This is a genomic window from Anaeromyxobacter sp. Fw109-5 (genome assembly GCF_000017505.1).
GTDB lineage: Bacteria > Myxococcota > Myxococcia > Myxococcales > Anaeromyxobacteraceae > Anaeromyxobacter.
This window is the reverse complement of sequence record NC_009675.1, coordinates 173,914-190,404: the sequence shown is the minus strand read 5'-3', so window position 1 is coordinate 190,404 and position 16,491 is coordinate 173,914. Positions and strand designations below refer to the sequence as shown.

Below are 16,491 nucleotides of genomic sequence, written 5' to 3'. Positions count from 1 at the left end.
GCGGACGGAACCCTAGTCCACCGTCGGCGGATCATCAACGCGGCCCCTCCCGCCCGGGGAGCGCGACACGGATGACTTGCGCGCGCCTGGTCTCAGCGGAATGCGGAGGACGAGGGAGGGCACAATGGACAGGCAACGGGTGGCGGTGGTGGTGGCGCTGGCGCTCGCGGGGCTGGCCGCGCCGGTGACGGCGTCGGCCGGCTTCGTGGTGGGCGCGCGGGTGGGCTGGGCGTTCCCGTTCGGCGAGCTGCGCAACGGAGTGGACCTCGACAGCGCGGTGCGCGGGCAGATCCCGCTCCAGGTGGACCTCGGCTGGCGCTTCGCGGACAGGCTCATGCTGGGCGGGTACGCTCGCCTCTCGCCGGGCGTGGTGGGGGACAACGTCGAGGACGCGTGTGACGCGAGCTCCCTCGACTGCGACGGGCCCTTCGGGTGGGCGGTGGGGGGTCAGGTGGACGTCCGGCTCGCGCCCGGGAACGCCGGACCCTGGATCGGCGCGTTCGGCGGGTTCGAGGCGCTGACCTACGGAGACGTGAGCGAGGCGGTGGACACCGACTCGCTCGAGCTCTCGTACGAGGGGTGGGAGGTCGGCGCGCAGGGCGGGATCGACTTCGCCTGGGGTCCCATCGTGATCGGGCCGTGGGCGAGCGTCAGCTGGGGCCGCTTCACCGAGATCAGCGCCGAGATCGGCGGCCGAGACACCGACATCCCGGAGTGGGACGAGGCGACCCACACCTGGGTCCAGGTCGGGCTGCGGGGCGCGCTGGACTTCTGATGGAGACGGCGAGCGCGGCCCGGGCCGTCCACGGCCCGGGCCGTCGCGCCTCTAATACCGGTAGTGATCGGGCTTGAACGGCCCGTTCGGCGGCACGCCCAGGTAGCCCGCCTGCTTCTTCGTGAGCTTCGTGAGCTTCGCGCCGATCTGCTCGAGGTGGAGCGCCGCGACCTTCTCGTCGAGGTGCTTCGGCAGCACGTAGACCTTCTTCTCGTACGCCGCGCGGTTCGTCGCGAGCTCGAGCTGCGCGAGCGTCTGGTTGGTGAACGAGTTCGACATCACGAACGACGGGTGCCCGGTCGCGCAGCCGAGGTTCAGGAGCCGGCCCTCGGCGAGGACGAGCACCCGGTGGCCGTCGGGGAACACGAAGGCGTCGTACTGCGGCTTGATGTTCACCTTCTCCAGCCCGGGGACCTTCTTCAGGCCGGCGATGTCGATCTCGTTGTCGAAGTGGCCGATGTTGCCGACGATGGCGCAGTCCTTCATCTGCTGCATGTGCGCGACGGTGATGACGTCGAGGTTGCCGGTGGCGGTGACGAACACGTCCGCCTCCTTCACCACGTCCTCGACGCGCACGACCTGGTAGCCCTCCATCGACGCCTGCAGCGCGTTGATGGGATCGATCTCGGTCACCACCACCCGCGCGCCCTGGCCGCGGAGCGCCTGCGCGCAGCCCTTGCCCACGTCGCCGTAGCCGCACACCACGCACAGCTTGCCGGCGAGCATCACGTCGGTGGCGCGGTTGAGCCCGTCCACGAGCGAGTGGCGGCAGCCGTAGAGGTTGTCGAACTTCGACTTCGTCACCGAGTCGTTCACGTTGATGGCGGGGAAGAGCAGCGTCCCCGCCTTCTGCATCTCGTAGAGCCGGTGGACCCCCGTGGTCGTCTCCTCGGTGACGCCCGCGCAGTCCTCCGCGACGCGCGTCCAGCGCCGCGGGTCCTTCTTCAGCTCGCGGCCGAGGAGCCTCAGCACGACCGCGTACTCCTCCGAGTCCGCGCTCGCCGCGCGCGGCACCTTGCCGGCCTTCTCGAACTCGAAGCCCTTGTGGATGAGGAGCGTGGCGTCGCCGCCGTCGTCCACGATCTGCGTCGGCCCCTTGCCGCCGCCGAAGTCGAGCGCGCGCTCGGTGCAGTCCCAGTACTCCTCGAGCGTCTCGCCCTTCCAGGCGAACACCGGCACGCCGCGCGGCGCGTCGGGCGTGCCGCCGCGGCCCACCACCACCGCCGCGGCGGCGTGGTCCTGGGTCGAGAAGATGTTGCAGCTCGCCCAGCGCACGTCCGCGCCCAGGTCCGCGAGCGTCTCGATGAGCACCGCGGTCTGGACGGTCATGTGCAGCGAGCCGGTGATGCGCTGGCCGGCGAGCGGCCTCTTGCGCGCGTACTCGCGGCGCACCGCCATGAGGCCGGGCATCTCCTTCTCGGCGAGCTCGATCTCCTTGCGGCCCCACTCGGCGAGCGCGAGGTCCTTCACGCGGTGCTCGACGGGCGCGGCGGGCGGCTTCAGCAGCTTCTTCTTCGCGGCGGGGACGGCCATGGTGCTCTCCTTGTCGTGGTGGGTCGTGTGGTGGGCGTTCGGGGAGGGGTCAGCGCCGCCGTGAGGCGCGCTCGGCCGTGGCGACGACGAGGCCGGGGCCCTTGGCGCCGGGCTCGGGGGGCAGCGCGCGGGTCCGCACGGCGCCGAGGCCGGCGCCGGCGAGGAGCGCCTCGAGCTCCTCCGGCGCGAAGCCCGGCCGGACCTGGCCCATGCGGCGGCGGAGCGCCTCGTCCGAGTGGCGGACCGCGTCCAGGACCACGAGCCGGCCCCCCGGCGCCAGCACCCGCGCCGCCTCGCGCAGCGCGGCCGCGGGCTCGTCGAGGTAGGCGAGCACGAGCGCGAGCAGCGCCGCGTCGCAGCGGCCGTCGGCGATGGGCAGCGCCTCGAGCCGGGCCTCGTGCAGCTCGACGTTGGGGAGCGCCGCGCAGCGCCGGCGCGCGGCGCGCAGCATCGCCGCGGACTGATCGACCGCGACGACCTCGCGCACGTGCGGCGCCAGCTCCGCGGAGAGGGCGCCCGTGCCGCAGCCGAGGTCCGCGACGGTCCACGAGGAGGGCAGCAGCGCGAGGAGCGCCTCGCGCGCCACCGACGAGCCGTACACCTCCGCGCGCAGGCGATCCCACGCTCCGGCCGCGCCGGCGAAGAAGCGCTGCGCCCCGTCGCGGCGCGCGCGCACCGCCTGGAGCCGCTCCGCGTCCTGCCGCACCGCCGGCCAGGCCTCGCTCTCGGCGCGGGCGAGCAGCCACAGGCGCCGAGCGCCCGGCGCGAGCCCGTCCGCATAGCCGTACAGGCTCTGCGTCCCCTGGCGCCGGCTCGCGAGCCAGCCCTGGTCCGCGAGCACCTTGAGGTGGCGCGAGACGGTGGACTGTGGCAGCGCCAGCACCTCGCAGAGCTCCAGGACCGAGAGCTCCTTGCGCTCGAGCGCGTGCAGCAGCCTGAGCCGGGTCGGGTCGGCGAGCCCCTCCATCCAGCCGAGGAGGGCCTCACCGTGCGGGCGGGCGGGGGCAGGCTGAGTCATCGATCCATCCGGATGGACGGATATATGTACCGGGCCCTCGCCGCGGTCAAGGCCGGGGGCCACCGCAGAGACTCGAAGGGCCCGCTCCCGCGAGGGAGCAGGCCCCTGTGCGCCGCGGAGGCCGGGCCGCTAGGCGCCCGCGACCGCGCGGACCTTGCCGCCCGCCGCGTCGCGGAGCGCGTCCTTCTTGTCGGTGCGCTCCCAGCTGAACTCCTTCTCGGTGCGGCCGAAGTGGCCGTACGCGGCGGTCTTCTCGTAGACGGGCCGCAGCAGGTCGAGCCCCTCGATGATCTGCTTGGGCGTGAGGCCGAAGACCTCGCGGACCGCCTGGGCGATCCGCTCCTCCGGGACCGCCGCGGTGCCGAACGTCTCGACCATCACCGAGACCGGCTCGGCGACGCCGATGGCGTAGGCGACCTGCACCTCGCAGCGGCGGGCGAGCCCGGCGGCCACCACGTTCTTGGCGATGTAGCGGCCCATGTACGCGGCGGAGCGATCGACCTTGGAGGGGTCCTTGCCGCTGAACGCGCCGCCGCCGTGGCGCCCCATGCCCCCGTAGGTGTCCACGATGATCTTGCGGCCGGTCACGCCGGTGTCGCCCATCGGCCCGCCGATCACGAACCGGCCGGTGGGGTTGATGAAGACCTTGGTCTTCCGGTCGACGAGCTTCTTCGGGAGCGCCTTGGCGATGACCTCCTCGCGGAGGGCCGCGTGGAGCTTGCGGTTCGAGACGCTCTCCGAGTGCTGGGTGGAGACGACCACCGTGTCGATGCGCGCCACCTTGCCGCCGCGGTACTCGACGGTCACCTGGCTCTTGCCGTCGGGGCGCAGGAAGTCGAGCCCGCCGCGCCGCGCCTTCGCGAGCTGACGCGTGACGGCGTGGGCGTACTGGATCGGCGCCGGCATGAGCTCGTTCGTCTCGTCGCAGGCGTAGCCGAACATCATGCCCTGGTCGCCCGCGCCGCCCACGTCGACGCCCTGGCCGATGTCCGGGGACTGCTGGTCCACCGCGACGAGCACGCCGCAGGTGTTCCCGTCGAAGCCCATGTCGCCGGAGACGTAGCCGATGCGCTTCACGACCTCGCGCGCGAGCTTCGGGTACTCGATGCGGGCGGTGGTGGTGATCTCGCCCGCGATCATGACGTACCCGGTCTTGAGCAGGGTCTCGCAGGCGACGCGCCCCTTCTTGTCCTGCGCGAGCACCGCGTCCAGGACCGCGTCCGAGATCTGGTCCGCCATCTTGTCGGGATGGCCCTCGGTGACGGACTCGGAGGTGAACAGGTAGTCGGTGTGCGGCATCGGAAGGTTTCTCCGCGGGCGTGGGGGGTGGCGAAGGTACGCGCCGGGGCCGGAAGCTGTCAATATGACGGAGGGCCGTCCACCCGCGGCGCGGCGCGCCTCGCGGAGGCCCGGTTCGCGGGCCCGAGCGGGCGCCGGACGAGCGGGCGGGCGTCCGCGGGCGCTACCCCGAGACTGGCCCGAAGGTGGCCTCCGCCTCGAGCAGCTCCGGGAAGCGACGGAGCATCTCGGTGCGCACCTCGCGCTCGATGTCGTCCGCGGTGGTGAGGGAGAGGATGCGCTCGACGAGCGCCCGCCCGTCCGCGGCCCGGGCCGCCCGCACCACCCGCTTCACGAACGGGATCGCGGGCCCGTTCATGGAGAGCTCCGAGACCCCCAGGCCGATGAGGACGAGCGTGTTCATCACGTCGCCTGCCATCTCCCCGCACATGGAGACCGGGATCCCCTTCACCTGCGCCGCGTCGCAGATCAGCTTCAGCATGCGCAGCACGGCGAGGTGGAGCGGCTTGTAGAGGTAGGCGACGTCCTTGTTCTGCCGGTCGATCCCGATCGCGTACTGGATGAGGTCGTTCGTGCCGATGGAGAAGAAGTCGCTCTCCTCGGCGAGGCGGTCCGCGATGAGCGCCGCGGACGGCAGCTCGATCATGATGCCGAGGGGGACCTCCTCGCGCACCGGCGCGCCCTCGCGCCGCAGCTCCTCGCGGACCTCGGCGAGGAGCCGCTTCGCCGCGCGCAGCTCGGACACCCCGGAGATCATGGGGAACATGATGCGCAGGTTGCCGTGCACCGACGCGCGCAGCAGGGCCCGGAGCTGCGCCCGGAACATCTCGGGCTGGCGCAGGCAGTAGCGGATGGCGCGCAGGCCCAGCGCGGGGTTCTCGGCGGGCAGGCGCATGCCGACGGGCAGCTTCTCGCCGCCGAGGTCGAAGGTGCGGATGGTCACCGGCTTCGGCGCGAGCGCCTCGAGGACTCGCCGGTAGGTCTGGTACTGCTCGCCCTCGCCGGGCAGCTCCGTCCGGCCGATGAACAGGAACTCGGTCCGGTAGAGCCCCACCCCCTCGCCGCCGTGCGCGACGAGGCTCGGCACCTCCTCGACGAACTCGATGTTGCCGGCGAGGCGGACGGTGACGTCGTCGAGGGTGCGGGCGGGGAGGTCGCGCGTGCGGAGCAGGACCTGCTCCGCCTCGAGGAAGCGCTCGCGGGCGACCTCGTACTCGACCCGCTCCCCCGGCGTGGGGTTGATCACCACCACGCCGCGGCTGCCGTCGACGGCGATCCAGTCGCCCCGCCCCGCGAGCGAGGTGATGCGCCCCACGCCCACCACCGCCGGCACCTCCAGCGCCCGGGCGACGATGGCGGTGTGCGAGGTCTTCGCGCCGGTGTCGGTCACGAAGGCCGCCACCTTGCGCTCGTGCAGGAGCAGCGCCGTGTCGGCGGGCGAGAGGTCGTGGGCGACGATGATGGCGCCCTCGGGCGGCGGCTCCTCGACGTCCGGGGCCTGGCCGAGCAGGTTCTTGATGACGCGCTCGCCCACGTAGTCCACGTCCGCGCGCCGCTCCTTGAAGTACTCGTCCGCCTGCTCGTGGAACGCGCTCTTGATCTTGCGGGTCGCGCGCTTCACCGCCCACTCGGCGTTGACGCGCTCCTCCCGGATGAGCCGCTGCGCCTCCAGGACGAGCATCTCGTCCTTCAGCATCATCCGGTGCATGTCGATGATGGCGGTGTGCTCGGCGCCGCCCTGCGTGCCGGGCGCGCGCTCCACCTTCTCGCGCACCTCGGCGAGCTGCAGCTCGGAGATCTCCAGCGCGGTGCGCAGCCGCGCGAGCTCGTTCTCGATCTCCTCCGGCGCGAGCAGGCGCTTCGGCGCGCGGACCTTGCGCCGATCCACCGGCCAGCAGCGCCCGATCGCGATGCCGGGCGACGCGGCGATGCCGACGAGGATCGAGGTGGCGCTCGGCGTCATGTCTCCCCGAACCCGCTCTCGATCACCTTCGCGAGGGCCGTCATGGCCGCGTCCGCGTCCTCGCCGTCGACGACGAGGATGATGGAGGAGCCCTTGGCCGCCGCGAGCGTCAGCACGCCCATGATGCTCTTGCCGTTCACCTGCATCCCGTCCTTCTCGACGTGGATCTCGGCGCGGTAGCGGTTCGCCGTCTGGACGAGCTGCGCCGCGGCGCGCGCGTGCAGCCCGAGCGAGTTGACGATGACGAAGGTGCGCTCGTGCCTCGGCATGCCCCTAGCTGCTCCAGTGGAAGTGGCCGGCCACCACCGCGGCGCCGACGGCCGCGAGGGCCGCGACGTAGGCGGTGGGGAGGAGACGTGCGCCGCGCGCGAGGGCGGCGTAGCCGGCCCCCGCGGCGAGCATCGCGACGAGGGTGGCCGGCGCGCCGGCGGCGCCGGCGGCGCGCAGGGCCACGACCGCCGCCGCGACGCCGCACAGGGCCGCGCCGGCGGCGCGCAGGCGGTCCGCCGCGAGCGGCAGCCCGAGCCGCGCGATGGCGGGGATCACCGCGTCGCCGCCCCGGTAGGCGACGCGGAACAGCCCGGCGCGGAGGGAGAGGTGGACGACGTTGTAGAGGACGAGGGCGGCGACCACCCCGGCGCCGCCGAAGAGCAGCGCGCCCACGGCGCCGAGGGCGCCGCAGAACGGGCGGAGCGCGGTCCAGAAGAAGCCGTCGCCGAGCGCGGCGAGCGGCCCCTGCAGCGTGGCCTTGTACCGCAGGGCCGCGCCGGCCGGCTCCTCCCCCGCGGCGACCCGCTCCTCGTGGTGGATCGCGCCGCCCAGGATGGCCGCCGCCATGTAGGGGTGGCAGTTGAAGAACTGGAGGTGGCGCTCGAGCGCCTCGCGGCGCCGGGCGGGCTCGGGGTAGAGCGCGCGCAGCGCGGGATCGATGGCGTAGGCGAAGCCGAGGTTCTGCATGCCGCGCCGGTTCCAGGCGGCCTGCAGGAACAGGCCGCGCCAGAACACGCGCGCGAGGGTCCGCGCCGGGACGCGCGCGCTCACGACAGCGCCCTCCCGACGATCACCCCCGCGACGAGCGCGACGGCGAGCGCGCCGTAGAAGTAGCGGGGCGCCTCGCGCGCGCGGAGCGCCTTGGCGCCGGAGGCGCAGGCCAGGGCGGCGAAGGCGAAGAAGCCGAGCTGCAGCGGGGTGGCGGCGGCGGGCACGGCGCGGAGGAACGCCGGGATCGCCACGGCCGCGAGGGCGGCCCCCGCCGGCGCGACCAGCGCCGCGACGGCGAACGGGGCCGCGAGCCCGGAGAGGTTCCAGCGCACCGCGGCGCGCGGGTGGCCGCTCGCCAGCGCCGCCTCGGCGCGCAGCGCGATCCGCTCGTTCCAGCCCTCGACGAGCCGGTCGGCGCGCCGGCCCACGAGCGCGAGCGGCGCGCAGATCAGCACCGCCAGGATGGCCACCTCGGGCGACACGCCCGCGCCGAGGGCGCGCCCGGCGAGGACCGCGCCGCCGGTGATCGCCGCGGTGGCGAGCGCCTCGTGCACGGGGAGCGCGGCGCCGAGGTTCACCGCCCCGAGCCAGAGCAGCTCGAGCGGCGGGGCGACGAGGAGGCCGCCCTGCGGATCGCCCAGCGCCCAGCCGGTCACCGGCGCGAGCGCGATGGGCCGGGAGAGCATGGCCTGCAGAAAGCCCTTGCGCTCCACCGCGGCGAGGCCCGCGACGACCCCTAGGACGAGGTAGGACAAGCCCAAGCAGTGTAACCTAACGGGCCGCGGCGTACCGGCGTTCGATCTCGTCCATCCCCGCGGGGGCTTCGGCGGGCACCGCGCGCAGCTCCACCTCGAACCCCTCGGCGGCGAGGGCGCGCAGGGCGCGGACCTCCTCCTGCGAGAGGAATACGGAGGGTGTGACGCTCCGGCGCCCCGGCGCGTAGTGGACGTTGCCGACGTTGAGGCGGGGCGCCAGCGCCGGCGTGAGCCCGGCGGCCCGCGCCTGCACGAGCTGGGCGACGTCGCGCACCAGCACGAGGACCGGCGCCGGCGCGGCGGCGAGCGCGGCGTAATCGACCGCGCCGACCGGCTCGATGCGCGCCGCCAGCTCGGGCGGGACGCAGAGGGTCATGGCCGCGCGCGCGAGCCTGCTCGACGCCGCCTCGTCGTCCGCGACCACCACCTCCCGGACGGCGAGGTGGGGGAGCCAGGTCTCCAGCACCTGGCCGTGGAGGAGGCGGTTGTCGACGCGGACGAGGGCGATCACGGAACGGAGACGGCGGCGGGGGTGCCCCGATTCACGGGCGGCTCGTGCGGGCCCGGGTGCGGAGCAGCTCCGAGGCGAGGGTGATGTTCTTCTGGCCGTAGCCGGTGAGCAGCTCGGCGGCGGCGTGCAGGCCGAGGTTCTCCGCGCGCGCGGAGGCGAGCTTCAGCACCATGGGCAGGTTCACGCCGGTGACCACCTCGAGCTTCTCGTCGAGGAAGGTGAGCGCCAGGTTGGCGGGGGTGCCGCCGAACATGTCGGTGAGCACGAGGACGCCCTCGCCGGTGTCGACGCGCTTCACCGCCTCGCCGAGGCGCGCCCGGCAGTCCTCCATGGAGGAGGACGCGCCGATGCTCACCGCCTCGCACTGCTCGAGGTGTCCGACGATGCCCTCGGCGGTGCGGAGCAGCTCCTCCGCGAGCCCACCGTGCGTGGCGACGACGAGTCCGACCATCAGGATCGCTCCCTCCCGTTTGCGCGCGCGTACCATAGCCTCGCGCGGCTCGGGGGGCCAGCGGTCCGGCTACTCCTTCTCGACGTCTCGGTGCCACAGCCGCACCGGCTGCCCGCCTCCCTCCAGGCGCTCGGCGAGGGCGCCGGCCAGGGCGACGGAGCGGTGCTTCCCGCCGGTGCAGCCGATGGCGATGGTGAGGTAGCTCTTCCCCTCGGCGCGGTAGCGCGGGAGCAGGAAGCCCAGCAGGTCGGAGATCCGCTCGAGGAAGGCCTTCGCGTCCGGCTGGCCGAGGACGAAGCGCGCCACGCGCGGGTCGGTCCCCGGGTGCGGCTTCAGCTCCGGGATGAAGTACGGGTTCGGCAGGAAGCGCACGTCGAGGACCACGTCGGCGTGGGTGGGGAGCCCGAAGCGGAACCCGAAGGAGACCACCGTGACGCCCAGCCGAGCCCCCTCGGACGTCGCGAAGCGCCGCGTCACGAGCCGCTTCAGCTCGTGCACGTTGAGGGTCGTCGTGTCGATGACCTCGTCCGCGATGGCCTTCAGCGCGGCGAGGGCCTGGCGCTCGGCGGCGATGCCGTCGGGGACCGTGCCGCTCTCGCCGGCGAGGGGGTGGCGCCGGCGCGTCTCCGAGTAGCGGCGCACGAGCGACTCGTCCGACGCGTCGAGGAACAGCACCTCGACGTCCGCCCCCTGCTGGCGGATCTCCTGGATGACGCGCGGCGCGTCGGCGAGGAAGCGGCCCTCGCGCGCGTCCACCACGAGCGCGATGCGCGAGACCTCGCCGGCGGTGTGGCCGGACAGCTCGAGGAGCTTCTCGAGGAAGAGGATGGGCAGGTTGTCGACGCAGTAGAAGCCCGCGTCCTCGAGGGCGCGCAGCGCCGTGGACTTCCCCGAGCCGGACACGCCGGTGAGGATCACCACCTCCGGGCCGCCGCGGTTGACGAGCTCGTTCATTCGACGTCCAGCTCCCCGACGCGCCCGCCGGGGGCGAGCGCGATGGCGCGGTTCAGGCGCTCCTGGAACTCGCGCGCCGAGTGGTGGCCCTGGAGCTTGAGGAGGTGATTGCGCGCCGCCACCTCCACGATGGTGGTCATGTTGCGGCCCGGCCGGACCGGGACGATGAGCATGGGGATCTCCACGTCGAGGATGCGGAACTTCTTCTCCTCGACGCCGAGCCGGTCGTACTCGACGCTGGGATCCCACTCCACGAGCTCGAGGACGATCTCGATCTTCTTCCGCTCGCGGATGGAGGCGACGCCGAAGAGGTCCTTGATGTTGATGATCCCGAGGCCGCGGATCTCCATGTGGTGCTTGATGATCTCGGATCCCGCCCCGTAGACCGAGTCGGGCGTGCGCCGCTTCACGTCCACGATGTCGTCGGCGACCAGCCGGTGGCCGCGCATGATGAGGTCGAGCGCGATCTCGCTCTTGCCGATGCCGGACTTCCCGAGCAGGAGGATGCCGACGCCGAACACGTCGAGCAGCACGCCGTGCATGGAGGTCTGCGCGGTGAGGATGTCCTCGAGGTAGTTCTGGACCCCCTCGATGAACGTGGAGCTGAGGTGCGTCGTGCGCAGCAGCGGCACGCCGGACTCGTCCGCCGCCGCCGCCATCTCGGGCGGCACGTCGAGCCCCTTCGTGACCACCAGGCAGGCGACGTCGGCCGAGAAGAAGCTCCGCAGGACGTCGACGGCGCGCTCGCGCGGCAGCGTCGCGAGATAGCTCATCTCGGTGTTGCCGAACACCTGCACCCGCTCGCGGTGGAGGTTCTCGGTGAAGCCGGCCAGCACGAGCCCGGGCTTCTGGATCCGGGCGGAGCTGATGCGGCGCGAGAGCCCCTGCTTGCCCGCGACGAGGGAGAGCCGGAGGTCGAACTTCTTGTCGTCGAGGAGGGCCCCGACGCGGATCGCGTCCATCGCGGGCGAGTCTAACCCGCCGAAACGCCTGGCCGCCACCTCGTCGGCACTCCCTTCGAGCGCGGCGCATACCCGCCGCTCGCGCGGGGCGGGCGGGCGGACGGCCCGGCGCGTCGGGGCGCGCGACGGAGCCGACTCCGGCAACTGAACGGTCAGTGTAGTGGCGCTCGGCGGGCCGCCGGCGTGGCGTCGTCCGCGCGTCGCCCCGGTGGGGGGCTCGCCCGCGGTCGCGGGGCCCGTCTCGCGCGTTGACGGTATGCTCGGCAGGTCACTACATTGCCCCGCCCCATGCAGCTCAAGGTCCTCTACCACGGCAACTGCTTCGACGGCTGCGCCTCGGCCGCGCTCTTCAGCCGGTTCTTCGCGGAGCGCGAGGGGACGCGCCTCTCGGAGGTCCGCCACGTCCCGCTGCAGCACGGGGCCGGCGACCCGTTCCCCTCGGGCGCCTTCGACGGCGACGTGAACGCGTGCGTCGACTTCCGCTTCTCCGCCTCGCCGGACCTTCACTGGTGGTTCGACCACCACGCCAGCGCGTTCCCCACGCCTAACGACCGTGCCGCGTTCGAGCGCGACGCGAGCGGCCAGAAGTTCTGGGATCCGGCCGCGCCGAGCTGCACCGGCTTCATCGCCCGGACCCTCGCCGAGCGCTTCGAGTGGCGGGCCGACGACCTCGCCGAGCTCGTCCGCTGGGCCGACGTCATCGACGCGGCCCGCTTCGACTCGCCCGCCACCGCCGTGCGGCTCGAGGCGCCGGCGCTGCGGATCATGACGCTGCTCGAGGCCACGAAGGACCCGTCGATCCCCGCCCGGCTCATCGAGGCGCTGCAGCACCGCCCGCTCGCCGAGATCGCCGACGAGCCCTGGGTGGCCCGCCCGCTCGCGCCGATCCTGGCGCGGCACGCGGAGGCGATCGACACCTACCGGCGGATCGCCCGGGTGGAGGGCGGGGTCGTCACCATCGACCTCGGCGAGACGCCCATCGAGTCCGCCAACAAGTTCATCGCCTACGAGCTCTTCCCGCAGGCCCGCTACACCGTGGTGGTGAGCCGCGACGCGAAGCGCGCGAAGGTGTCGGTCGGATCGAACCCGTGGGCGCGCCCGGCGCGCGCCCACGACATCTCGCGGCTCTGCGAGCGCTACGGCGGCGGGGGCCATCCGGTGGTGGGCGCGGTCTCCCTCCCGCCCGACCGCCTCGAGGACGCGCGGCGCATCGCGGGCGAGATCGCGGAGACCCTGAGGACGGAGCCGAGCGCACCATGATGCCGGGCCAGTACATCCTCGTCGTCGACGACGACGACGACTTTCGCGAGGCGCTTTCCGAGGTGCTCGTCGAGGCGGGCTACCCCGTGCAGAAGGCGGAGAACGGCGAGGTCGCGCTGGCGCGCGTCTCCGACGAGGCGCCCGGCATCGTGCTCCTCGACCTCAAGATGCCGGTGCTCGACGGCTGGGGGGTGATGGAGCGGATGCGCGGGGACGCGAAGAGCGCCGCCGTGCCGATCCTGATCCTCTCCGCCTACGGGTTCGAGTGGGAGGCGGAGCTCCTCGGCGCGCAGGGCTACATCCCGAAGTCGGTCGGGATGGACGAGATCCTGGAGCGCGTCCGCAAGGCCGCCGGCCCGCCTCCCTTGAGGCACTGAAGAGCGGGGCGACGGGCTACTGCGACGGGCTTCAGGGAAGGCGCCGCGACGTGGTCGCTCTTCCCCTAGCCTGTCCGGAAGCCTGAAGCCCGTCCCTCAGTGCGTGGTCGTGACGATGAGCTGCGGCTGCTGCGGCTGCGGGCTCGCGGCGGTGTCGCCGACCGGCGTGCAGCTCCCCTCCGAGACGTCGAAGACGCGGAAGCGCCGATCCCACAGCTTTCGCACGAGCGGCATCGCGACGTTGAACACCGGGATCCCCTTGGGGGTGTGCCCGTCGGTCTTCCCGTGGTGGGCGTGGCCGTGGAACACCGCCGTCGCCCCGAACGCCTCGCAGGGCGCGCAGAGGCGCGAGGTGCCGAGGAAGGGGCGGATCTCCAGGTGCTCCCCGTCGCAGGTCTCCAGGATGGGGGCGTAGTGCATGAGGACGACCTTGATCGGCAGGTCGAGCTGGCCGAGGGCGGCCTCCAGCTTCAGGGACTCGTTCACGCCCTCCTGCACGAAGGCCTTGATCACCGGCTCGCCGAACGCCTGGAGCATCCCCCGCTCGAACCCGCCCGCGAAGCCCTTCACGCCGGCGATCCCCACCCGCTTGTCGAACACCGCGTGATCCCCGTCCAGCACCTCGATCTTGGACTCGCCCAGGATCCGGACGATGTCCTTCACCACCCCGCCCTCGTAGTCGTGGTTGCCGAGCACCGCGGCGCACGGCACGCGCAGCTGGGAGAACGCCTCCGCGAGCGTCTTCGCCTCGTCCACGCTGCCGTGATCGGTGAGGTCGCCGGCGAGGACCAGCCCCTCGGCCTCGCCGTTCACCATCTTCACGACCTCGCGGAAGCGGCCGTGCTGATCCTGCCGGCAGTGCAGGTCAGCGATCGCCGCCAGCCGGAAGGTCCCGTCCCCGTCCGCCATCGCGCTCCGTCCTTCCGCCCCGCTCGGCCTCGTCCAGCGCCCGCCCGTCCTCGTAGCCGAGGTGCTCGAGGTCGTGCCGGTACTGCACGCGAGAGATGAGGGTGCCCCTGCAGACCGGGCGGACGTGGTTCCCCTCCAGCATGTCGGCGCGGGTGCGCTGCATCAGCGCGTGCATGACGCGCTCCGGCACCTTGTCCCGCTCGCACGGATAGGTGAAGCGGTAGAGCATGAGGTGCGAGAAGAGCACCTCCCAGTGGCGGTCGAACCGCTGCAGGAGCCGGTCCCAGTCGAGCGAGTCGCCGCACGCTCGCAGGAGGTGGTTCACGTCGGCGCCGTCGTACCGCTCGCGCTCGAGCACGTAGCCCTTCGACCAGATGATCTCCTCCGGGGGGGCGAGCAGCACGTCCACGCCCATCACGCGCCCGGGCCGGGCGTGCTCGAACCACAGGTCGTCCACCACGGCGACGCCGTTGCCGGAGGAGAAGATGAGGTCGACGAACCACTCCCCCCGGTAGCCCTTGCCGATCCAGGTCGGATCGAGCAGCTCGGTCCGGAACCCGGCGGCCTCGAGCACGCGGAAGGCGTCCTCGAGGTCGCGCTCGCGGAGGAAGATGTCGAGGTCCTTCGTGTCCCGGAAGATCCCCGTGTACTCGAAGAAGGCGTAGGCGCCGGCGACCAGGTGGGGCACGCCGGCGTTCGAGAGGGCGCGCAGGGCGTCGGCCCGGGCGTCGAGCTCACCCGCCTCCCGGTCCCGCGTCGCGAGGTGCTCCCCCGGCCGTTCGGTCGAGATCATGAGGAGAAGGTGCGGCGCGCGCCCCCGCGGAGGAAGCCCGCGGGGCGGCCCCCGGGTCAGCCGCGGAGCGGCGTTGCCCGCGGACGTCGCGCGGCGCACGTTCGAGCGAGGGTACCTTCCTTGAACGGCGGTGCGGCGTGCTCCTCGGCGGCTCCAGTTCTCGGCTCGCGCTGGTCGTGGCGGGCGCGCTCGCCGTCGCGTGCCGGCGGGGGCCGGAGGCTCCGGAGGCGTCCGCCCCACCCGAGGAGCGTGCGGAGGCGCCGGAGCCCGAGGCCACCGCCGCGCAGCGCGGCGGCCGCACGCCCGGGGAGCAGGCTCACCAGGAGCCGAGCGGGCGCTCCGACCGGCACCGCCGCGCGGCCGCCCGCGCGAGGTCGGTACGTCGCATCGAGGGCACGCTCGAGCGCCTGTCCGAGGAGCGCGTGGTGATCCGCGCGCCGGGCGAGGAGCGCGTGACGCTGCACGTGGGGACGCGCACCGCCATCACCGTCGACGGCCGACCGGGGCGGCTGGTCGAGCTGCGCGAGGGGGCCGAGGTGAGGGCGTCGTACGCGAGCGGGCGGGCTGGACGCCCGACCGCCCTCTCGATCGAGGCGCGCTCGGCGTCTGGTCGGGGGCACCGCCCCGGCGGCGGGCCGCCGCCCGACGCCGTCTGGGTCCCGAACACGGGCGAGCTGGGCAGCCCCGGCGGCGGGTGATCAGTCGTCGTCCGCGTCGTCGGCGAGGTCGGCGCGCGTGACGGCGCGATCCCCGAAGCGCAGGGCGAGGGCGTCGAGCGCGGCGTTCAGGGAGCGGCGCTTCTCGGCGTCGGGCGGGCGCGCGGGAGCCCCGGACGCGAACAGATCCAGCTGGTCGCGCTCCGCCGCGCCGGCGAAGCCCGACACCGACACGCCCGTGAGCCGCACCGGGCGGTCCGCCTCCACGCGCGCGAGCTGCGCGCGCGCCGCCTCGTAGATGGCGCGGTCGTCGTCGGTGGGGTGCGCGAGCGTCGTCCGGCGGGTGACGAGCGTGAAGTCGGCGTACTTCACCTTGAGCGTCACGGTGTGGCCGGCGAGCCCCGCGGCCCTGAGCCGGCGCCCCACCCGCCCGGCCTGCTCGAGGAGGGCGCGCTCCAGGGCGGCGCGCCCGGTGACGTCCTCGCCGAAGGTCTCCTCCGCGCCGACCGACCTGGCCTCCTCGTCGGGCACCACCTCGCGCGGATCCTCGCCCGAGGCCAGCGCTCGGAGCCCCCGCGCGTTGGACGCGCCCACCACGGCCGCGAGGGCCGTCTCCGGCAGGCGCGCGAGCTCGCCGACGAGCGTCACGCCGAGCTTGCGGAGCGCACCCTCGGTCACCGGCCCGACCCCCCACAGGCGGCCGACGGGCAGCGGCGCGAGGAAGGCGGCGACGCCGCCGGGCGGGACCTCCACGAGCCCATCGGGCTTGCCGAGGTCCGTCGCGATCTTGGCCGCCAGCTTCACCTCGGCCACGCCGGCCGAGACGGCGAGCCCGCACTCCCCGCGCACCGCGCGCTTCACCGCCGTGGCGATGTCGCGCCCCCCGCCGTGCAGGGCGCGGCTCGCGGTGACGTCGAGGAACGCCTCGTCGAGCGAGAGCGGCTCGACGAGCGGTGTGTAGCGCCGGTAGATCCCGAAGACCCTCTCGGAGAGCTCCGCGTAGCGCGCGAAGCGCGGCGCGACGAAGGTCCCTTCGGGGCACAGCTTGCGCGCCTGCGCGGTCGGCATGGCGGAGCGGACGCCGAACCGGCGCGCCTCGTAGCTCGCCGCGCACACCACGCCGCGCCGCGATGGGCCACCCACGATCACCGGGCGCCCGCGCAGCGAGGCGTCGTCGAGCTGCTCCACCGACGCGAAGAACGCGTCGAGGTCGAGGTGCAGGATGGTGCGCGGCCCCGTCATCACCTCCTCATATATGCCGGCCCGCCCACCCTCCGGACGGGGGCGCAAGCGG

At 73.5% G+C, this 16,491-nt stretch carries 18 protein-coding genes; 4 read left to right on the top strand and 14 right to left on the bottom strand.

The genetic code is table 11. The features are described 5' to 3' along the window. Window positions 1-124: 124 nt before the first annotated feature. Window positions 125-775, top strand: coding sequence for a hypothetical protein (locus tag ANAE109_RS00830; protein ID WP_011984486.1), 651 nt, complete (start codon window positions 125-127; stop codon window positions 773-775). Between the two features lie 51 nt (window positions 776-826). Here the strand turns inward: ANAE109_RS00830 and ahcY are convergent, their stop codons facing one another. From ahcY to hprK, 11 genes are all read right to left on the bottom strand, one after another. After that, a complete protein-coding gene (gene ahcY / locus ANAE109_RS00825) occupies window positions 827-2,308 on the bottom strand; it encodes an adenosylhomocysteinase (protein ID WP_011984485.1) in 1,482 nt (493 codons plus the stop codon). A gap of 49 nt (window positions 2,309-2,357) precedes the next feature. Beyond that, window positions 2,358-3,326 (bottom strand): metalloregulator ArsR/SmtB family transcription factor, encoded by a 969-nt coding sequence (locus ANAE109_RS00820; protein WP_011984484.1) that lies wholly within the window; start codon window positions 3,324-3,326, stop codon window positions 2,358-2,360. A gap of 129 nt (window positions 3,327-3,455) precedes the next feature. Further along, window positions 3,456-4,625 carry a methionine adenosyltransferase gene (gene metK, locus ANAE109_RS00815; protein ID WP_011984483.1) on the bottom strand — a complete coding sequence of 390 codons (1,170 nt, stop codon included), beginning with the start codon at window positions 4,623-4,625 and terminating at the stop codon, window positions 3,456-3,458. A 163-nt stretch (window positions 4,626-4,788) separates the two neighbouring features. Continuing rightward, complete coding sequence (gene ptsP / locus ANAE109_RS00810; RefSeq protein WP_011984482.1) at window positions 4,789-6,588, bottom strand: phosphoenolpyruvate--protein phosphotransferase; 1,800 nt, start codon at window positions 6,586-6,588, stop codon at window positions 4,789-4,791. Next, window positions 6,585-6,857 carry an HPr family phosphocarrier protein gene (locus ANAE109_RS00805; RefSeq protein WP_011984481.1) on the bottom strand — a complete coding sequence of 91 codons (273 nt, stop codon included), beginning with the start codon at window positions 6,855-6,857 and terminating at the stop codon, window positions 6,585-6,587. Before ANAE109_RS00805 ends, ptsP begins: the two co-directional genes overlap by 4 nt. Before the next feature lie 4 nt (window positions 6,858-6,861). After that, on the bottom strand, window positions 6,862-7,629 hold the full coding sequence (locus ANAE109_RS00800) for a PTS system mannose/fructose/sorbose family transporter subunit IID (RefSeq protein WP_011984480.1): 768 nt from the start codon (window positions 7,627-7,629) through the stop codon (window positions 6,862-6,864). After that, a complete protein-coding gene (locus tag ANAE109_RS00795; RefSeq protein WP_011984479.1) occupies window positions 7,626-8,330 on the bottom strand; it encodes a PTS sugar transporter subunit IIC in 705 nt (234 codons plus the stop codon). Before ANAE109_RS00795 ends, ANAE109_RS00800 begins: the two co-directional genes overlap by 4 nt. Window positions 8,331-8,340: 10 nt before the next feature. Then, window positions 8,341-8,835 (bottom strand): PTS sugar transporter subunit IIB, encoded by a 495-nt coding sequence (locus ANAE109_RS00790; RefSeq protein WP_011984478.1) that lies wholly within the window; start codon window positions 8,833-8,835, stop codon window positions 8,341-8,343. Between the two features lie 31 nt (window positions 8,836-8,866). Further along, window positions 8,867-9,286, bottom strand: a complete 420-nt coding sequence (locus ANAE109_RS00785) for a PTS sugar transporter subunit IIA (RefSeq protein WP_011984477.1) — start codon at window positions 9,284-9,286, stop codon at window positions 8,867-8,869. Window positions 9,287-9,355: 69 nt separating this feature from the next. Next, window positions 9,356-10,240 carry an RNase adapter RapZ gene (gene rapZ / locus ANAE109_RS00780; protein WP_011984476.1) on the bottom strand — a complete coding sequence of 295 codons (885 nt, stop codon included), beginning with the start codon at window positions 10,238-10,240 and terminating at the stop codon, window positions 9,356-9,358. Next, window positions 10,237-11,202, bottom strand: a complete 966-nt coding sequence (gene hprK / locus ANAE109_RS00775) for an HPr(Ser) kinase/phosphatase (RefSeq protein ID WP_011984475.1) — start codon at window positions 11,200-11,202, stop codon at window positions 10,237-10,239. Before hprK ends, rapZ begins: the two co-directional genes overlap by 4 nt. Window positions 11,203-11,490: 288 nt before the next feature. Between hprK and ANAE109_RS00770 the strand changes: the two genes are divergently transcribed. Next, window positions 11,491-12,462: a DHH family phosphoesterase gene (locus tag ANAE109_RS00770; RefSeq protein WP_011984474.1), complete on the top strand. Its 972-nt coding sequence runs from the start codon at window positions 11,491-11,493 to the stop codon at window positions 12,460-12,462. Further along, window positions 12,459-12,839, top strand: coding sequence for a response regulator (locus ANAE109_RS00765; protein ID WP_011984473.1), 381 nt, complete (start codon window positions 12,459-12,461; stop codon window positions 12,837-12,839). The genes ANAE109_RS00770 and ANAE109_RS00765 overlap by 4 nt, the downstream gene beginning before the upstream one ends. A 96-nt stretch (window positions 12,840-12,935) precedes the next feature. On the opposite strand, the gene ANAE109_RS00760 is transcribed toward ANAE109_RS00765, so the two are convergent. Both ANAE109_RS00760 and ANAE109_RS00755 read right to left on the bottom strand, forming a co-directional pair. Next, entirely contained in the window at window positions 12,936-13,748 is an 813-nt protein-coding gene (locus tag ANAE109_RS00760) for a metallophosphoesterase (RefSeq protein ID WP_011984472.1), read from the bottom strand. Next, window positions 13,705-14,541, bottom strand: a complete 837-nt coding sequence (locus ANAE109_RS00755; protein WP_041448025.1) for a nucleotidyltransferase family protein — start codon at window positions 14,539-14,541, stop codon at window positions 13,705-13,707. Before ANAE109_RS00755 ends, ANAE109_RS00760 begins: the two co-directional genes overlap by 44 nt. A 137-nt stretch (window positions 14,542-14,678) precedes the next feature. Here ANAE109_RS00755 and ANAE109_RS00750 point away from each other — a divergent pair, with 137 nt between their 5' ends. Beyond that, the gene (locus tag ANAE109_RS00750; RefSeq protein ID WP_041448024.1) at window positions 14,679-15,239 is read left to right on the top strand and encodes a hypothetical protein; all 561 of its coding nucleotides are present in this window, start codon (window positions 14,679-14,681) and stop codon (window positions 15,237-15,239) included. Here the strand turns inward: ANAE109_RS00750 and ANAE109_RS00745 are convergent, their stop codons facing one another. After that, entirely contained in the window at window positions 15,240-16,439 is a 1,200-nt protein-coding gene (locus ANAE109_RS00745) for a DNA polymerase IV (protein WP_011984469.1), read from the bottom strand. Between the last annotated feature and the right edge of the window lie 52 nt (window positions 16,440-16,491).

Coding starts and splice junctions, on each gene's coding strand:
- rapZ (WP_011984476.1), bottom strand. CDS start 10,240: ATGAACGAGCTCGTCAACCGCGGCGGCCCGGAGGTGGTGATCCTCACC.
- ANAE109_RS00765 (WP_011984473.1), top strand. CDS start 12,459: ATGATGCCGGGCCAGTACATCCTCGTCGTCGACGACGACGACGACTTT.
- ANAE109_RS00805 (WP_011984481.1), bottom strand. CDS start 6,857: ATGCCGAGGCACGAGCGCACCTTCGTCATCGTCAACTCGCTCGGGCTG.
- ahcY (WP_011984485.1), bottom strand. CDS start 2,308: ATGGCCGTCCCCGCCGCGAAGAAGAAGCTGCTGAAGCCGCCCGCCGCG.
- ANAE109_RS00770 (WP_011984474.1), top strand. CDS start 11,491: ATGCAGCTCAAGGTCCTCTACCACGGCAACTGCTTCGACGGCTGCGCC.
- ANAE109_RS00760 (WP_011984472.1), bottom strand. CDS start 13,748: ATGGCGGACGGGGACGGGACCTTCCGGCTGGCGGCGATCGCTGACCTG.
- hprK (WP_011984475.1), bottom strand. CDS start 11,202: ATGGACGCGATCCGCGTCGGGGCCCTCCTCGACGACAAGAAGTTCGAC.
- ANAE109_RS00830 (WP_011984486.1), top strand. CDS start 125: ATGGACAGGCAACGGGTGGCGGTGGTGGTGGCGCTGGCGCTCGCGGGG.
- ANAE109_RS00745 (WP_011984469.1), bottom strand. CDS start 16,439: ATGACGGGGCCGCGCACCATCCTGCACCTCGACCTCGACGCGTTCTTC.
- ANAE109_RS00755 (WP_041448025.1), bottom strand. CDS start 14,541: ATGATCTCGACCGAACGGCCGGGGGAGCACCTCGCGACGCGGGACCGG.
- metK (WP_011984483.1), bottom strand. CDS start 4,625: ATGCCGCACACCGACTACCTGTTCACCTCCGAGTCCGTCACCGAGGGC.
- ptsP (WP_011984482.1), bottom strand. CDS start 6,588: ATGACGCCGAGCGCCACCTCGATCCTCGTCGGCATCGCCGCGTCGCCC.
- ANAE109_RS00785 (WP_011984477.1), bottom strand. CDS start 9,286: ATGGTCGGACTCGTCGTCGCCACGCACGGTGGGCTCGCGGAGGAGCTG.
- ANAE109_RS00820 (WP_011984484.1), bottom strand. CDS start 3,326: ATGACTCAGCCTGCCCCCGCCCGCCCGCACGGTGAGGCCCTCCTCGGC.